We start from the raw sequence: 14,238 nt of genomic DNA, 5'->3' as shown, positions 1-14,238 counted from the left end.
TGGTTATAAACTTACAGCTTCACCTCCAGCAGCTTCAATAGCAGCTTTTGCACTAGCAGTAAATTTATGAACGGTTACTTTTAGATTAGATTTTAATTCTCCTCCTCCAAGGATTTTAACTAACTCAGTTTTCTTTGCCAAACCATTAGCTACAATAATATCTAAATCAACAGTGTCTGTAACAACACCTTTATCAACCATTTCTTGTAATTTACCTAAATTGATACCTACGTACTCCTTACGGTTAATATTTGTAAAACCAAATTTAGGAACACGTCTTTGAAGTGGCATCTGTCCTCCTTCAAAACCAATCTTTTTAGAATAACCTGAACGAGATTTAGCTCCTTTATGACCTCTGGTAGCAGTTCCTCCTTTTCCGGATCCCTGACCTCTACCAACTCTTTTTCCGTCTTTATGAACTGAACCTTTCGCCGGTTGTAAGTTACTTAAACTCATAATACACTATCTATTATTAAGCTTCTTGAACAGAAACTAAGTGTTTAACTTTATTTACCATACCAAGGATACTCGGAGTAGCCTCATGTTCCACTACTTGACCAATACGTGTTAGGCCAAGTGCCTCAAGCGTTCTTTTTTGATTCTCAGGACGCTTAATTTTACTTTTTACCTGTGTAACTTTAATCTTTGCCATTTTCTCCTTGATTTATCCTTTAAAAACTTTTTCTAAAGATACTCCTCTTTCAGTAGCAATAGTACGTGCATCTCTTAATTGTAATAAAGCATCAAAAGTTGCTTTTACTACGTTGTGAGGGTTAGAAGAACCTTGAGATTTAGATAATACATCATGTACCCCAACAGCTTCTAATACTGCACGTAATGCACCACCAGCAATTACTCCGGTACCGTGAGAAGCAGGTTGAATATAAACTCTTGCCCCACCGTATTTACCTTTTTGCTCGTGTGGTAAAGTACCTTTATTTAAAGGAATTCTTACTAAGTTCTTTTTAGCATCTTCAACCGCTTTAGAGATAGCGTCTGCAACTTCTTTAGATTTACCTAAACCGTGTCCTACTACACCATTCTCATCTCCTACAACAACAATTGCAGAAAAACCGAATGCTCTACCACCTTTGGTTACTTTGGTAACTCTTTGCACACCTACTAAACGATCTTTTAATTCAAGTCCGCTAGGTTTAACTAGTTCTACGTTTTTATAATTCTGATACATAATTTCTTAGAATTTTAGTCCTGCTTCTCTAGCTCCTTCGGCTAATGATTTAACTCTACCATGGTATAAATACCCACCTCTATCAAAGGAAATTGTGTTTACACCTGCTTCTAAAGCCTTCGTAGCAATAGACTTACCTACTAGTGCAGCCTTTTCGCTTTTCGTTGCTTTTACAGAACTGATATCTTTATCTCTTGAAGATGCAGCAGTAATGGTTTTACCATTTACATCATCTATTAATTGAGCATAGATCTCATTATTACTTCTAAAAACAGCCAATCTTGGTTTCTCAGCAGATCCGCTAACCACTTTTCTGATTCTGTTCTTAATACGTTGTCTTCTTTCAGTCTTTGATAATGCCATATTGCTAATTATTAAGCTGATTTACCTGCTTTTCTTCTTATTACTTCTCCAACAAACTTAACACCTTTACCTTTATATGGCTCTGGCTTACGGAACGAACGGATCTTAGCCGCTACTTGTCCTACAAGTTGCTTATCATGTGAAGTCAATTTCACGATAGGGTTTTTACCTTTTTCAGAAACTGTCTCAACTTTTACTTCTGGAGCTAACTCCATAACAATGTTGTGAGAGAATCCTAAGGCAAGGTCTAATTTCTGACCTTGGTTACTAGCTCTGTAACCTACCCCAACTAATTCTAATTCTTTAGTAAAACCTTCTGATACACCTAAAACCATGTTATTGATTAAAGCTCTGTACAAACCGTGCTTGGCTTTTTGAGCTTTAGTTTCATCAGTAGTTTCTAATACTAATTGTCCATCCTCTTGCTTTACAGCAATGTCTTTAACTTCTTGAGTTAATTCGCCTAACTTCCCTTTTACTGTTACAACATCACCATCAATGGTAACTGTAACACCTGCAGGTACTGTAATTGGACTTTTACCTATTCTTGACATTTCTTCTTGTCTTTAAATTTTAGTAAACGTAACACAAAACTTCACCACCAACATTCTCAAGCTTAGCTTGCTTACTTGTCATAACTCCATGAGAAGTAGACACAACAGCAATACCTAAACCATTTAAAACTCTTGGTAATTCTGATTTACCAGCATACTTACGTAAACCTGGCTTACTTACACGCTCTATCTTTTTAATTACAGGCTCTTTAGTAGCTTTATTATATTTTAAAGCTATCTTAATAGTACCCTGTACAGAACTGTCATCAAATTTATAACTTAAAATATATCCTTGATCGAATAAAATTTTAGTTATTTCCTTTTTAAGGTTTGATGCTGGTATCTCTACCACTCTGTGTCCTGCGCTATTAGCGTTTCTAATTCTTGTTAAATAATCTGCAATAGGATCTGTATACATCTGTATTAATTTGCGGTAATAGTTTTCAAATAATTTTATGAACTTACTACCAATTTATAATCTATCTTACCAGCTTGCTTTTTTAACTCCAGGTATTAACCCGTTGTTAGCCATCTCTCTGAATGTTACACGAGAGATACCAAAAGTACGCATATACCCTTTTGGTCTTCCAGTTAATTTACAACGGTTGTGTAAACGAACAGGAGAAGAATTTTTTGGTAATTTCTGTAATGCCTCATAATCTCCAGCTTCTTTTAAAGCTTTACGTTTTTCAGCATACTTCTCTACCAATTTCTGTCTTTTAACCTCACGGGCTTTCATTGATTCTTTAGCCATACTTAATTCTTTTTAAAAGGTAAACCTAGTTCAGTTAATAGTGATTTAGCTTCTTTATCGGTTTCTGCAGACGTAACAAAAGTTATATCCATACCAGAAATCTTATGAATTTTATCAATATTGATTTCAGGGAAGATAATTTGCTCTGTAACACCTAAGTTATAGTTACCTCTACCATCAAAACCAGTAGCGTTAATCCCTTGAAAATCTCTTACCCTTGGTAAAGCAGAAGTAATTAATCTATCTAAAAATTCGTACATTCTTTCTCCACGTAAAGTAACTTTAGCCCCAATTGGCATCCCTTTACGTAATTTAAAAGTTGCAACGTCTTTCTTAGAAATAGTAGATACTGCTTTTTGTCCTGTAATTCTTGTTAACTCGTCTACTGCATAGTCGATTAACTTTTTATCAGCAACAGCTGCACCTACACCACGGCTAACTACAATCTTCTCAAGAACTGGCACTTGCATTACGTTCTTATATCCGAATTCTTCTGTAAGAGCAGAAACTACGCGCTCCTTATACTCTTGTTTTAGTCTTGGAATGTAAGCCATAATTATAATACTTCTTTAGATTTTTTTGAAAATCTTACTTTTTCACCATCTCTTACTTCATATCCAACTCTTGTAGTTTCGTTAGACTTAGGATCTAACAAAGCAAGGTTAGAAATATGAATTGGAGCTTCTTTCTCTACGATTCCACCTTGAGGATTAGTAGCGCTAGGCTTTGTATGCTTAGACACCATGTTTACTCCCTCAACAATCGCTTTGTTTTTTTCACGATCAACTTTAAGCACTTTACCTTCTGTACCTTTGTGGTCTCCAGCAATTACTTTAACAGTATCTCCTGATTTTATTTTAAGCTTTATCATTTCTATACAATAGTATTAAAGCACCTCAGGTGCCAATGATACAATCTTCATAAATTGTTTATCACGAAGTTCTCTGGCAACAGGACCAAATACACGTGTTCCTCTCATTTCTCCTGCAGGGTTTAATAAAACACAAGCATTATCATCGAAACGGATATAAGAACCATCAGGTCTTCTTACCTCTTTCTTGGTACGTACAACTACAGCAGTAGATACTTGTCCTTTTTTAACGTTACCGTTAGGAGTTGCATCTTTAACTGTTACAACTATTTTGTCTCCAACAGATGCATATCTTCTTTTTGTACCACCTAAAATACGGATAGCTAAAACTTCTTTAGCTCCAGTATTGTCTGCTACTTTTAATCTAGATTCTGACTGTACCATAATTACTTCGCTCTTTCAAGGATTTCAACTAATCTCCAACATTTGGTTTTACTTAATGGACGAGTCTCCATAATTTTCACAGTATCACCAATATTGCAATCGTTCTTTTCGTCGTGTGCAACGTATTTTTTAGTTTTTAACACGAACTTACCGTACATAGGGTGTTTTACACGTTTAACTTCTGAAACCACAATAGATTTCTCCATTTTATTACTGGTAACAACCCCTACTCTTTCTTTTCTTAAATTTCTATTTTCCATCATATAGCAGAATAGAATTATTGTAATTCTCTTTTAGTGAGCTCTGTAGCTAATCTTGCCACTGTTCTTCTTACACTTCTTAATTGAAGTGGATTTTCTAACGGTGTAATAGCATGAGCCATTTTTAAATCTGCATAATTTTTCTTGTACTCACCAAGTTTCTCTTGTAACTCGGTAACAGATAATTCTTTGATTTCTGACTGTTTCATAGTTTAAAAAATTAAGCTGAATAATCTCTTGCTACAACAAACTTCGTTCTCACAGGCAGTTTTTGAGCTGCAAGGCGTAAAGCTTCTTTAGCCACATCCATAGGCACTCCACCTACTTCAAACATAATTCTACCCGGTTTTACAACAGCTGCCCAATATTCTGGAGCACCTTTACCTTTACCCATACGTACCTCTAGAGGCTTTTTAGTGATAGGTTTATCTGGAAATATCTTAATCCATAATTGTCCTTCTCTTTTCATATAACGAGTTGCAGCAACACGAGCCGCCTCGATTTGACGTGAAGTTATGAATGAAGAATCCAATGATTTAATACCAAACATACCGTTTGAAAGTTCGAAACCTCTTTGAGAGATTCCTTTCATACGGCCTTTCTGCTGTTTTCTAAATTTGGTTCTTTTTGGCTGTAACATTTTTACTTTTCTTTAAAAAATTACTTTCTACGGCGAGATTTTCTTTGTCCTGAGTTGTTTCCACCGCTCTTACCTCCTTGTTTTTTGGACATACCTACAAGCGGAGACAATTCTCTTTTACCGTACACTTCGCCTTTCATAATCCACACTTTGATACCCAATCTACCATAAGTAGTATGCGCTTCATCAAGTGCGTAATCAATGTCAGCTCTAAAAGTCGATAGAGGAATTCTACCTTCTTTGTAAGATTCAGAACGTGCCATTTCAGCACCATTCAAACGACCAGAAATTTGGATTTTAATCCCTTCTGCGTTCATACGAATTGCAGCAGCAATAGCCATTTTAATTGCTCTTCTGTACGAAATTCTGTTTTCGATCTGACGAGCAATACTTGCAGCAACTAAGTTCGCATCAAGCTCTGGTCTTTTAATTTCAAAAATGTTAATCTGAACCTCTTTTTCGGTAATCTTCTTAAGCTCTTCTTTTAACTTGTCTACCTCTTGACCGCCTTTACCAATAATGATACCTGGACGAGCCGTAGTGATAGTAACGGTTACAAGTTTCAAAGTTCTTTCGATAATTACTCGAGAAACACTAGCTTTAGATAGACGAGCGTGAACATACTTTCTGATCTTATCATCTTCAGCTAACTTATCACCGTAATCATTACCTCCGTACCAGTTAGATTCCCATCCTCTGATAATTCCTAGGCGATTTCCGATTGGATTTGTCTTTTGTCCCATTTCTCTATCTTAGCTTTGAGTGTTATTATTAGATCCAAGCACAACTGTTACGTGGTTGGAACGTTTTCTAATTCTATGAGCACGACCTTGTGGTGCAGGACGTAATCTTTTCAACATCGTACCACCGTCTACTCTTATCTCTTTAATGAATAAATCTGCGTCCTCTAAGCTTGCTTCTTCATTCTTAGCTTGCCAGTTTGCGATAGCAGACAAAACTAATTTTTCTAAGCTGCGAGATGCGTCTTTACTATTGAATTTCAATATAGCAAGCGCCTTTTCTACTTTTTGTCCTCTAACAAGATCAGCAACGATTCTCATTTTACGAGGAGAAGTAGGGCAGTTATTCAACTTAGCAAATGCTAAACTCTTTTTAGCTTCTTTGATTTGCTGTGCTTTGTTATGTTTACGAACTCCCATGGCTTACTTTATTTTTTTCCTTTATTTTTTGCCCCAGCGTGACCTCTAAAAGATCTTGTTGGAGAAAATTCACCCAATTTGTGTCCTACCATGTTTTCAGTAACATAAACAGGAACAAATTGCTTACCATTATGAACAGCTATAGTTTGACCTACGAAATCTGGAGTAATCATTGATGCTCTAGACCAAGTCTTGATAACTGTTTTCTTACCTGACTCTATATTAGCTTGTACTTTTTTCTCTAAACTGTAATGTACAAAAGGTCCTTTTTTAAGTGAACGTGCCATTTCTTACTGTTTTATTTCTTTCTACGTTCTACAATATACTTATTACTTGCCTTAGCTTTAGCACGAGTTCTAAATCCTTTAGCTGGTAAACCTTTTCTAGATCTTGGGTGACCTCCTGAAGCTCTACCTTCACCACCACCCATTGGGTGATCTACAGGGTTCATAACTACTGGTCTAGTTCTTGGTCTTCTACCTAACCATCTGCTTCTACCAGCTTTACCACTAACAACTAACTGATGATCTGAGTTAGACACAACTCCAACTGTTGCAAAACAGTCTGCTAAAACCATACGAGTTTCTCCAGAAGGCAACTTAATAGTCGCATACTTACCGTCTTTTGCCATTAACTGAGCAAAAGCACCAGCAGAACGCGCCATAACAGCACCTTGACCTGGGCGTAACTCTACGCATGAAATAATAGTACCTAACGGAATATCACTTAAAGGCATTGCGTTACCAATTTCAGGAGCTGATCCTGAACCAGAAACGATAGTTTGCCCAACTTGTAAACCATTTTGTGCTATCACATAACTTTTCTCACCATCAGTATACTCTACTAATGCAATGAAAGCAGTTCTGTTAGGATCGTACTGAATAGAAACAACTGTAGCCTCAACTCCAGTTTTGCTTCTTTTAAAATCAATAATACGATACTTTCTCTTATGACCACCACCAATATAGCGCATGGTCATTTTTCCTTGACTGTTTCTACCTCCCGACTTTTTTAACGGAGCTATCAAAGATTTCTCCGGCTTATCAGTAGTAATCGCGTCAAATTCGTTTACTACTCTAAAACGCTGTCCTGGAGTGATCGGTTTTAATTTTCTAACTGACATTTTTCGTCTTTACTTATATATTACTATAAAAATCGATAGTATCACCTTCTGCCACTTGTACAATTGCCTTCTTTACAGCATTGGTTTTACCGTGCTGAATTCCGGTTTTTGTGTAACGAGTTTTTCTTTCAGGGCCATAATTCATTGTACGAACCTTTTCTACAGTAACCCCGTATGTAGCCTCTACTGCTTTTTTAATCTCTACTTTGTTAGCACCTGTAGCTACGTAGAAACCATAACGATTATTTACCTCGCTATCAGCAGTAACTTTTTCCGTAATAATTGGTTTAATTAACACACTCATTTCGTTACTTATTTACTCAAATTCGACTCAATTCCTTCTAAAGCTCCCTCTACAAACACTACATTATTTGCATTTACAATCTTGTAAGTGTTTAATTCTGAGGTAGTTATAACTTCAGACCCTTTTAAATTGCGTGACGACAAATATACGTTTTTATTTGACTCTCCCAACACAATTAAAGATTTTTTTCCATCTAACTGTAAAGCTTTCAAAACATTAGCAAAATCTTTTGTGCTTGGAGTTTCAAAACTTAAATCTTCTAAAACTACTATAGCTTGCTCTTTTGCCTTTAAAGATAAAGCTGATCTTCTTGCAACTTTCTTTAATCCTTTTGTAAGCTTTTGAGTATAATCTTTTGGTCTTGGACCAAAAATTCTACCACCACCAACAAATACAGGAGATTTAATACTACCTGCTCTTGCAGTACCAGTACCCTTTTGCTTCTTGATTTTACGAGTACTACCCGCAATCTCAGCTCTTTCTTTAGCTTTGTGAGTACCTTGGCGTTGGTTTGCCAAATACTGTTTTACATCTAAGTAAACAGCATGGTTATTAGGCTCTATACCAAAAACAGCATTAGAAAGTTCAACCTTTCTACCTGTTTCTTTTCCATTACTATTTAATACTGCTACTTCCATTACTTCTCAATGATTACATAAGCATTCTTGTGACCTGGCACACATCCTTTAACAACTAAAAGATTTTTGTCCGCAACCACTTTTAATACTCTTAAGTTTTGTACTGTCACTTTACTTCCGCCAGTTCTACCTGCCATACGCATACCTTTAAATACACGAGATGGATACGACGACGCACCCACAGAACCAGGAGCTCTTAAACGGTTATGTTGACCGTGAGTAGCTTGACCTACACCACCAAATCCGTGTCTTTTAACAACACCTTGGAATCCTTTACCTTTAGAGGTAGCAGATACATCAACAAATTCTCCTTCAGCAAAATGCTCTACAGTGATAGCATCACCTAATTTAAAACCTTCTTCGAAACCTTGGAATTCAACAACTTTCTTTTGAGGAGCAACACCAGCTTTTTTAGCGTGACCTAATTCAGCTTTGTTAGCACGTTTTTCCTCTTTGTCATCGAAACCAAGTTGAAGAGCCTCATACCCGTCAACCTCAGTGGTTCTGACTTGGGTAACTACGCATGGACCAGCTTGAATTACTGTACATGGAATATTCTTTCCATTTTCATCAAAGATGCTGGTCATTCCGATTTTTTTACCAATTAACCCAGACATAGTTATTATTAATTAAACATTGTTATTAAAAAAATTCAGGGTCAAATACATTTAACCCTGAATGTATTTTTTTCCGTTTTTCCCTTGCACTAAGCTCAGGACATGTTTAGAAGAAATTCCTTTCTTCTAGAAGGTACTTATACCTTAATCTCTACTTCAACCCCACTTGGTAATTCTAACTTCATTAACGCATCAATCGTTTTTGAAGAAGAACTGTAGATATCTAATAATCTTTTATAAGAGCTTAATTGAAACTGCTCTCTAGATTTTTTATTTACGTGTGGAGAACGTAAAACTGTAAAGATCTTTTTGTGAGTAGGTAACGGAATTGGTCCTGTTACAACTGCTCCGGTAGTTTTTACCGTTTTAACAATCTTCTCAGCAGACTTGTCTACTAAATTATGATCGTAAGACTTTAACTTTATTCTTATTTTTTGACTCATTTCTTAAAATTTAAGCTTCTACACCTTTAGCTGCCTTAATAACTTCTTCAGAAATATTTGAAGGAGTTTCAGCATAGTGAGAAAATTCCATTGTTGAAGTTGCTCTACCAGAAGATAATGTTCTTAAGGAAGTTACATAACCAAACATTTCAGATAGAGGAACTAAAGCTTTAATAGACTTAGCACCATTTCTATCATCCATACTATTCACCTGTCCACGACGACGGTTAAGGTCACCTACGATATCACCCATGTTTTCTTCTGGAGTAATAACTTCCAGTTTCATGATAGGCTCCATAATAACAGCTTTTGCAGATTTAGCAGCAGCTTTATAACCCATTTTCGCAGCTAATTCGAAAGAAAGACCATCAGAATCCACAGGGTGGAAAGATCCATCTTTTAAAGTAACTTTCATCGCGTCCATTTCAAATCCAGCTAAAGGACCATTTTTCATAGCCTCTTTAAATCCTTTTTCAACGTTTGGAACATATTCCTTAGGCACGTTACCACCTTTTACTTCGTTTACAAACACAAGACCTGGTTTAGCACCTTCTTCAGCAGGCTCCATTGTAAATACAATATCAGCAAACTTACCACGTCCACCAGATTGTTTCTTATAAACCTCTCTGTGATCTGCAGTAGCCGTAAGAGCTTCTTTGTACTCAACCTGTGGCTGACCTTGGTTAACCTCTACCTTAAACTCACGTCTTAAACGGTCAACAATAATATCTAAGTGAAGCTCACCCATTCCAGAAATAATAGTCTGTCCTGAAGCCTCATCAGTTTTAACTTGGAAAGTTGGATCTTCTTCAGCTAACTTAGCTAGTGCCATACCTAACTTATCAACATCTGCCTTAGTTTTAGGCTCAACCGCGATACCAATTACAGGATCAGGGAATTCCATACTTTCTAAAACAATTGGATGTTTCTCGTCAGATAAAGTGTCACCGGTTTTAATATCTTTAAAACCTACAGCAGCTCCAATATCTCCAGCTTCAATAAAATCAATCGCATTCTGCTTGTTAGAGTGCATTTGGTAAATACGTGAAATACGCTCTTTTTTACCAGAACGGTTGTTTAACACATAAGAACCAGCATCTAAATGCCCTGAATAAGCACGGAAGAATGCTAAACGACCTACGAATGGGTCAGTAGCAATTTTAAATGCTAATGCAGCAAAAGGCTCATCTACAGATGGCTTACGACTTACTTGCTCGTCAGTATCAGGATTCACACCAATGATATCATCCTTATCTATTGGAGAAGGTAAGTATCTACAAACAGCATCTAATAAGAACTGAACACCTTTGTTTTTGAATGAAGAACCACAAGTCATAGGAATGATAGCCATATCCATAACAGCAGCTCTTAAAGCAGCATGAATTTCATCTTCAGTAATAGAGTTCTCATCTTCGAAGAATTTCTCCATTAAAGTTTCATCATATTCAGCAACTGCTTCAATTAAGAAAGCTCTATATTCAGAAACCTCGTCTGCCATTTCAGCAGGGATATCTACTACATCAAAAGTAGAACCGAAGTTATCATCGTGCCATACAATTGCGCGGTTTTTAACTAAATCAACCACACCTTTAAAATCAGCTTCATCACCAATAGGTAAAACAATTGGCACAGCGTTAGAACCTAACATCTCTTTAACCTGCTTACACACGTTTAAGAAGTTAGCCCCTTGACGGTCCATCTTGTTAACAAACCCCATACGAGGCACCTTATAGTTATCTGCTAATCTCCAGTTAGTTTCAGACTGAGGCTCAACCCCATCAACAGCACTAAATAAGAAAACTAATCCATCAAGAACTCTTAATGAACGGTTCACCTCTACAGTAAAGTCAACGTGACCAGGAGTATCAATAATATTAAACTGATATCCTTTAGCATCCTCAGTTGGAACACCGTTCTCTCTTGGAAACTGCCATTCACAGGTAGTAGCAGCAGAAGTAATGGTAATACCACGCTCTTGCTCTTGCTCCATCCAGTCCATAGTAGCAGCACCATCGTGAACTTCACCAATTTTATGACTTACACCGGCATAAAACAGGATACGCTCTGTAGTTGTTGTTTTTCCAGCATCAATATGCGCTGCAATCCCGATGTTTCTAGTGTATTTTAAATCTCTTCCCATTGTTTTATTTTATTAAAATCTAAAGTGCGAGAATGCTTTGTTAGCTTCAGCCATCTTATGCGTATCAACTCTTTTCTTAACAGCAGCACCTTCTTCTTTTGCAGCCGCTAAAATCTCTGAAGCTAATCTCTGAGCCATTGATTTCTCGTTACGCTTACGCGCATAACCGATTAACCATTTCATGGCCATTGAAATTTTTCTATCTGGTCTAATTTGCATAGGAATCTGAAATGTAGCACCACCAACTCTACGACTTCTCACTTCAACGTGAGGCATCACATTTGATAACGCATCTTTCCAAATTTCTAAAGCAGTTTTTTCGTCGTCGTTTTTCTTCTGATCTACAATCTCGATTGCATCATAGAACACTTTAAAAGCAACCGACTTCTTACCGTCCCACATTAAGTTATTCACAAAACGTGTAACTAACTGGTCGTTAAACTTAGGATCTGGTAAAAGTGGTCTTTTTTTCGCCTGTCTTTTTCTCATTTCTTCTAATTAAAAGTTATGATTACTTTTTATCCTTTGGGCGTTTTGCTCCGTATTTTGATCTACGTTGCGTTCTACCTTGAACACCAGCTGTATCTAAAGCACCACGAACAATGTGATACCTAACACCTGGTAAATCTTTTACCCTTCCGCCTCTTACTAATACTATCGAGTGCTCTTGTAAGTTGTGACCCTCACCTGGGATGTAAGCATTCACCTCGTTTCCGTTAGTTAAACGAACACGCGCTACTTTACGCATCGCTGAGTTCGGTTTTTTAGGAGTTGTGGTGTAAACACGCGTACAAACACCTCTTCTTTGAGGGCACGAATCCAAAGCAGCCGATTTACTCTTCTTAGTAATGCTGACTCTTCCTTTTCGTACTAATTGTGAAATTGTTGGCATAATTTACTTTACAATAAACATTTAATTTTTACTAATCTCTCTTTTTAGAGGGTGGCAAAGGTAAAAAAATATTTCAATAATTCAAATCATAATTGATTAATTTTCACAACCTTATTATTTCTTAATATTACTGAAACAACCAACAAATCAAAATACAAATTCAAAACACATACCTTTACACCCAAAATTACGTTATACCTAAAATTATAAAATGCAATCATTTAACAATCAAATATTTTGCACAATACTACTGTTTTTTGTTTGCATTTTAACATTTACAGAAGCCAATAGTCAAAACCTACATCTAACCATTCAACTAACAGACAGCTCTGAAATTAAAACCCACAACTTAAAAATACCCTACAATTTAGAACACGCTAACTTAAAATCTGTACACAACGAAATAGAAACCTTCAAAACCAACCTAACCCATGAAGGTTTTTTTAACCACACCGTTGACTCTTTCCATCAACATGATAAAAATTACACCTATTATATTAACCCTAGAAAAAAAGTTGACTCCATTGTTATAACCAACAACATACCTAGTTTAAAAAACCATCCAAAAACAATACATATAAAACCTAAAGAACTCACCAGCACACTTAACAACCTTACCAAAACCTTAGACCAACTAAACAGTCCGTTTAGTCAAATATCCTTAACCAACCTACATATTAAAAACAGAACACTCTCCGCTACCCTAAAACTTACGGAAGCACAAAAAAGAACACTCGATTCTATAACCATTAGAGAATACACCAATTTCCCTAAAAACTTTCTAAAGCATTACGCCAAACTAAAAACAGGAATACCGTTTAGCAAACAACAACTAGAAGAAAAAGCAAACCTTTTAAACAACCTTAGTTTTACATCATTACAAAAACCACCCGAAGTATTATTTTCAAAAGACTCTACTACCCTTTACCTATATTTAACCAAAACAAACAGCAATTACTTTGATGGCTATATTGGATTTAACACCGATGAAGAAACCAACAAATTAAAATTTAACGGAACCGTCAACCTCCAATTAAACAACAACCTGAACTACGGAGAAGAAATAAACATCTACTGGAAAAACAACGGAGAAGAACAAAGCACATTTAATTTAACAGGCAAAGCACCATACTTATTTAACACCCCTATTTCCATCACCACCAACCTTTCAATCATTAGACAAGACTCTACTTACGCAAACACGTTTTTAAAACTATCACCTTCATACACTATAAACAGCAAACACAGCTTAGGACTAACTTACCAAAATAACACTTCTACCGGAACACGATCTGCAGAAATTAACAACATAGAAGACTACACCACTACTCTATACGGAATCACCTACAACTTCACAGATAATCAAAACCAACATCCTTTTTTACAAACAAAAGGCTTTAACACCACAATTGCCACCGGAACAAGAACACTAGACAACAACCAAACACCACAAACAACAATAGAATTTGAAGGTTTTTATCAATTTAACATAACACAAAACTCAAAAATATACACCAAAAACACTACACGAAGCTTATTTTCTAACAATTACTTAATAAATGAACAATATTTATTTGGGGGTATAAATTCCATTAGAGGTTTTGAAGAAAACTCACTTTCAGGTAATTTTTACACGATAACCAATATAGAGTTTAGAAACATGCTCACAAAAAAATTATACCTACACTCCATAACAGACTTTTGCTACTACGAAGACACCAACAACTCTTTAAAAAACAACCTGTTTAGCTTAGGAGTTGGAATAGGAATTATCAATAAATCAAGCATATTTAAACTAAATTACGCCGTTGGATTAACAAATGAAACTGCGGAAAAATTAAACAATTCTAAAATACATCTAAGTTATTCTACATTCTTTTAAAATTATCGACAACTAATTCACAAA

25 protein-coding genes are annotated in these 14,238 nt (G+C 36.1%); 1 reads left to right on the top strand and 24 read right to left on the bottom strand.

The window, feature by feature from the left end:
- Positions 1-3: 3 nt before the first annotated feature.
- The 24 genes from rplO to rpsL form a co-directional block, all read right to left on the bottom strand.
- Complete coding sequence (gene rplO / locus Y10_RS06105) at positions 4-456, bottom strand: 50S ribosomal protein L15 (RefSeq protein ID WP_281764475.1); 453 nt, start codon at positions 454-456, stop codon at positions 4-6.
- A gap of 16 nt (positions 457-472) precedes the next feature.
- Positions 473-652 (bottom strand): 50S ribosomal protein L30, encoded by a 180-nt coding sequence (gene rpmD / locus Y10_RS06100; RefSeq protein ID WP_281764474.1) that lies wholly within the window; start codon positions 650-652, stop codon positions 473-475.
- A gap of 12 nt (positions 653-664) precedes the next feature.
- The gene (gene rpsE, locus Y10_RS06095) at positions 665-1,189 is read right to left on the bottom strand and encodes a 30S ribosomal protein S5 (protein ID WP_281764473.1); all 525 of its coding nucleotides are present in this window, start codon (positions 1,187-1,189) and stop codon (positions 665-667) included.
- Between the two features lie 6 nt (positions 1,190-1,195).
- A complete protein-coding gene (rplR, locus tag Y10_RS06090) occupies positions 1,196-1,552 on the bottom strand; it encodes a 50S ribosomal protein L18 (RefSeq protein WP_281764472.1) in 357 nt (118 codons plus the stop codon).
- Between the two features lie 11 nt (positions 1,553-1,563).
- The gene (gene rplF, locus Y10_RS06085) at positions 1,564-2,106 is read right to left on the bottom strand and encodes a 50S ribosomal protein L6 (RefSeq protein ID WP_281764471.1); all 543 of its coding nucleotides are present in this window, start codon (positions 2,104-2,106) and stop codon (positions 1,564-1,566) included.
- Positions 2,107-2,125: 19 nt separating this feature from the next.
- A complete protein-coding gene (gene rpsH / locus Y10_RS06080; RefSeq protein ID WP_281764470.1) occupies positions 2,126-2,524 on the bottom strand; it encodes a 30S ribosomal protein S8 in 399 nt (132 codons plus the stop codon).
- 66 nt (positions 2,525-2,590) lie between these two features.
- Positions 2,591-2,860 (bottom strand): 30S ribosomal protein S14, encoded by a 270-nt coding sequence (gene rpsN, locus Y10_RS06075; RefSeq protein WP_281764469.1) that lies wholly within the window; start codon positions 2,858-2,860, stop codon positions 2,591-2,593.
- A gap of 2 nt (positions 2,861-2,862) precedes the next feature.
- On the bottom strand, positions 2,863-3,414 hold the full coding sequence (gene rplE / locus Y10_RS06070; protein ID WP_281764468.1) for a 50S ribosomal protein L5: 552 nt from the start codon (positions 3,412-3,414) through the stop codon (positions 2,863-2,865).
- Between the two features lie 2 nt (positions 3,415-3,416).
- A complete protein-coding gene (gene rplX / locus Y10_RS06065; protein WP_281764467.1) occupies positions 3,417-3,731 on the bottom strand; it encodes a 50S ribosomal protein L24 in 315 nt (104 codons plus the stop codon).
- A 15-nt stretch (positions 3,732-3,746) separates the two neighbouring features.
- On the bottom strand, positions 3,747-4,115 hold the full coding sequence (gene rplN, locus Y10_RS06060; RefSeq protein ID WP_281764466.1) for a 50S ribosomal protein L14: 369 nt from the start codon (positions 4,113-4,115) through the stop codon (positions 3,747-3,749).
- A gap of 2 nt (positions 4,116-4,117) precedes the next feature.
- The gene (rpsQ, locus tag Y10_RS06055) at positions 4,118-4,375 is read right to left on the bottom strand and encodes a 30S ribosomal protein S17 (protein ID WP_281755263.1); all 258 of its coding nucleotides are present in this window, start codon (positions 4,373-4,375) and stop codon (positions 4,118-4,120) included.
- 17 nt (positions 4,376-4,392) lie between these two features.
- The gene (gene rpmC / locus Y10_RS06050; RefSeq protein WP_281764465.1) at positions 4,393-4,584 is read right to left on the bottom strand and encodes a 50S ribosomal protein L29; all 192 of its coding nucleotides are present in this window, start codon (positions 4,582-4,584) and stop codon (positions 4,393-4,395) included.
- An 11-nt stretch (positions 4,585-4,595) separates the two neighbouring features.
- Complete coding sequence (gene rplP, locus Y10_RS06045) at positions 4,596-5,015, bottom strand: 50S ribosomal protein L16 (RefSeq protein ID WP_281764464.1); 420 nt, start codon at positions 5,013-5,015, stop codon at positions 4,596-4,598.
- 20 nt (positions 5,016-5,035) lie between these two features.
- Positions 5,036-5,758 carry a 30S ribosomal protein S3 gene (gene rpsC / locus Y10_RS06040; RefSeq protein WP_281764463.1) on the bottom strand — a complete coding sequence of 241 codons (723 nt, stop codon included), beginning with the start codon at positions 5,756-5,758 and terminating at the stop codon, positions 5,036-5,038.
- Between the two features lie 9 nt (positions 5,759-5,767).
- Positions 5,768-6,175, bottom strand: a complete 408-nt coding sequence (rplV, locus tag Y10_RS06035; RefSeq protein ID WP_281764462.1) for a 50S ribosomal protein L22 — start codon at positions 6,173-6,175, stop codon at positions 5,768-5,770.
- A gap of 8 nt (positions 6,176-6,183) precedes the next feature.
- Positions 6,184-6,462, bottom strand: a complete 279-nt coding sequence (gene rpsS / locus Y10_RS06030) for a 30S ribosomal protein S19 (RefSeq protein ID WP_093022972.1) — start codon at positions 6,460-6,462, stop codon at positions 6,184-6,186.
- Positions 6,463-6,473: 11 nt separating this feature from the next.
- Positions 6,474-7,298 (bottom strand): 50S ribosomal protein L2, encoded by an 825-nt coding sequence (rplB, locus tag Y10_RS06025; protein ID WP_281764461.1) that lies wholly within the window; start codon positions 7,296-7,298, stop codon positions 6,474-6,476.
- Between the two features lie 13 nt (positions 7,299-7,311).
- The gene (gene rplW, locus Y10_RS06020) at positions 7,312-7,602 is read right to left on the bottom strand and encodes a 50S ribosomal protein L23 (protein ID WP_281764460.1); all 291 of its coding nucleotides are present in this window, start codon (positions 7,600-7,602) and stop codon (positions 7,312-7,314) included.
- A gap of 8 nt (positions 7,603-7,610) precedes the next feature.
- The gene (gene rplD, locus Y10_RS06015; protein WP_281764459.1) at positions 7,611-8,240 is read right to left on the bottom strand and encodes a 50S ribosomal protein L4; all 630 of its coding nucleotides are present in this window, start codon (positions 8,238-8,240) and stop codon (positions 7,611-7,613) included.
- Positions 8,240-8,857 (bottom strand): 50S ribosomal protein L3, encoded by a 618-nt coding sequence (rplC, locus tag Y10_RS06010; RefSeq protein WP_281764458.1) that lies wholly within the window; start codon positions 8,855-8,857, stop codon positions 8,240-8,242. The genes rplD and rplC overlap by 1 nt, the downstream gene beginning before the upstream one ends.
- Positions 8,858-8,994: 137 nt before the next feature.
- Positions 8,995-9,300, bottom strand: coding sequence for a 30S ribosomal protein S10 (rpsJ, locus tag Y10_RS06005; RefSeq protein ID WP_007094989.1), 306 nt, complete (start codon positions 9,298-9,300; stop codon positions 8,995-8,997).
- 10 nt (positions 9,301-9,310) lie between these two features.
- Positions 9,311-11,440, bottom strand: a complete 2,130-nt coding sequence (fusA, locus tag Y10_RS06000; RefSeq protein ID WP_281764457.1) for an elongation factor G — start codon at positions 11,438-11,440, stop codon at positions 9,311-9,313.
- 12 nt (positions 11,441-11,452) lie between these two features.
- The gene (gene rpsG, locus Y10_RS05995; protein WP_281764456.1) at positions 11,453-11,929 is read right to left on the bottom strand and encodes a 30S ribosomal protein S7; all 477 of its coding nucleotides are present in this window, start codon (positions 11,927-11,929) and stop codon (positions 11,453-11,455) included.
- A 22-nt stretch (positions 11,930-11,951) separates the two neighbouring features.
- On the bottom strand, positions 11,952-12,332 hold the full coding sequence (rpsL, locus tag Y10_RS05990) for a 30S ribosomal protein S12 (protein ID WP_281755156.1): 381 nt from the start codon (positions 12,330-12,332) through the stop codon (positions 11,952-11,954).
- A gap of 211 nt (positions 12,333-12,543) precedes the next feature.
- Here rpsL and Y10_RS05985 point away from each other — a divergent pair, with 211 nt between their 5' ends.
- Positions 12,544-14,214, top strand: coding sequence for a BamA/TamA family outer membrane protein (locus Y10_RS05985; RefSeq protein ID WP_281764455.1), 1,671 nt, complete (start codon positions 12,544-12,546; stop codon positions 14,212-14,214).
- Positions 14,215-14,238: the final 24 nt, after the last annotated feature.

This window comes from Neptunitalea lumnitzerae (assembly GCF_027924185.1).
GTDB classification, from domain to species: domain Bacteria; phylum Bacteroidota; class Bacteroidia; order Flavobacteriales; family Flavobacteriaceae; genus Neptunitalea; species Neptunitalea lumnitzerae.
The sequence above is the reverse complement of the archived record's forward strand: the minus strand, read 5'-3'. Positions and strand labels throughout refer to the sequence as shown.

Coding starts and splice junctions, on each gene's coding strand:
- rplO (WP_281764475.1), bottom strand. CDS start 456: ATGAGTTTAAGTAACTTACAACCGGCGAAAGGTTCAGTTCATAAAGAC.
- rpmD (WP_281764474.1), bottom strand. CDS start 652: ATGGCAAAGATTAAAGTTACACAGGTAAAAAGTAAAATTAAGCGTCCT.
- rpsE (WP_281764473.1), bottom strand. CDS start 1,189: ATGTATCAGAATTATAAAAACGTAGAACTAGTTAAACCTAGCGGACTT.
- rplR (WP_281764472.1), bottom strand. CDS start 1,552: ATGGCATTATCAAAGACTGAAAGAAGACAACGTATTAAGAACAGAATC.
- rplF (WP_281764471.1), bottom strand. CDS start 2,106: ATGTCAAGAATAGGTAAAAGTCCAATTACAGTACCTGCAGGTGTTACA.
- rpsH (WP_281764470.1), bottom strand. CDS start 2,524: ATGTATACAGATCCTATTGCAGATTATTTAACAAGAATTAGAAACGCT.
- rpsN (WP_281764469.1), bottom strand. CDS start 2,860: ATGGCTAAAGAATCAATGAAAGCCCGTGAGGTTAAAAGACAGAAATTG.
- rplE (WP_281764468.1), bottom strand. CDS start 3,414: ATGGCTTACATTCCAAGACTAAAACAAGAGTATAAGGAGCGCGTAGTT.
- rplX (WP_281764467.1), bottom strand. CDS start 3,731: ATGATAAAGCTTAAAATAAAATCAGGAGATACTGTTAAAGTAATTGCT.
- rplN (WP_281764466.1), bottom strand. CDS start 4,115: ATGGTACAGTCAGAATCTAGATTAAAAGTAGCAGACAATACTGGAGCT.
- rpsQ (WP_281755263.1), bottom strand. CDS start 4,375: ATGGAAAATAGAAATTTAAGAAAAGAAAGAGTAGGGGTTGTTACCAGT.
- rpmC (WP_281764465.1), bottom strand. CDS start 4,584: ATGAAACAGTCAGAAATCAAAGAATTATCTGTTACCGAGTTACAAGAG.
- rplP (WP_281764464.1), bottom strand. CDS start 5,015: ATGTTACAGCCAAAAAGAACCAAATTTAGAAAACAGCAGAAAGGCCGT.
- rpsC (WP_281764463.1), bottom strand. CDS start 5,758: ATGGGACAAAAGACAAATCCAATCGGAAATCGCCTAGGAATTATCAGA.
- rplV (WP_281764462.1), bottom strand. CDS start 6,175: ATGGGAGTTCGTAAACATAACAAAGCACAGCAAATCAAAGAAGCTAAA.
- rpsS (WP_093022972.1), bottom strand. CDS start 6,462: ATGGCACGTTCACTTAAAAAAGGACCTTTTGTACATTACAGTTTAGAG.
- rplB (WP_281764461.1), bottom strand. CDS start 7,298: ATGTCAGTTAGAAAATTAAAACCGATCACTCCAGGACAGCGTTTTAGA.
- rplW (WP_281764460.1), bottom strand. CDS start 7,602: ATGAGTGTGTTAATTAAACCAATTATTACGGAAAAAGTTACTGCTGAT.
- rplD (WP_281764459.1), bottom strand. CDS start 8,240: ATGGAAGTAGCAGTATTAAATAGTAATGGAAAAGAAACAGGTAGAAAG.
- rplC (WP_281764458.1), bottom strand. CDS start 8,857: ATGTCTGGGTTAATTGGTAAAAAAATCGGAATGACCAGCATCTTTGAT.
- rpsJ (WP_007094989.1), bottom strand. CDS start 9,300: ATGAGTCAAAAAATAAGAATAAAGTTAAAGTCTTACGATCATAATTTA.
- fusA (WP_281764457.1), bottom strand. CDS start 11,440: ATGGGAAGAGATTTAAAATACACTAGAAACATCGGGATTGCAGCGCAT.
- rpsG (WP_281764456.1), bottom strand. CDS start 11,929: ATGAGAAAAAGACAGGCGAAAAAAAGACCACTTTTACCAGATCCTAAG.
- rpsL (WP_281755156.1), bottom strand. CDS start 12,332: ATGCCAACAATTTCACAATTAGTACGAAAAGGAAGAGTCAGCATTACT.
- Y10_RS05985 (WP_281764455.1), top strand. CDS start 12,544: ATGCAATCATTTAACAATCAAATATTTTGCACAATACTACTGTTTTTT.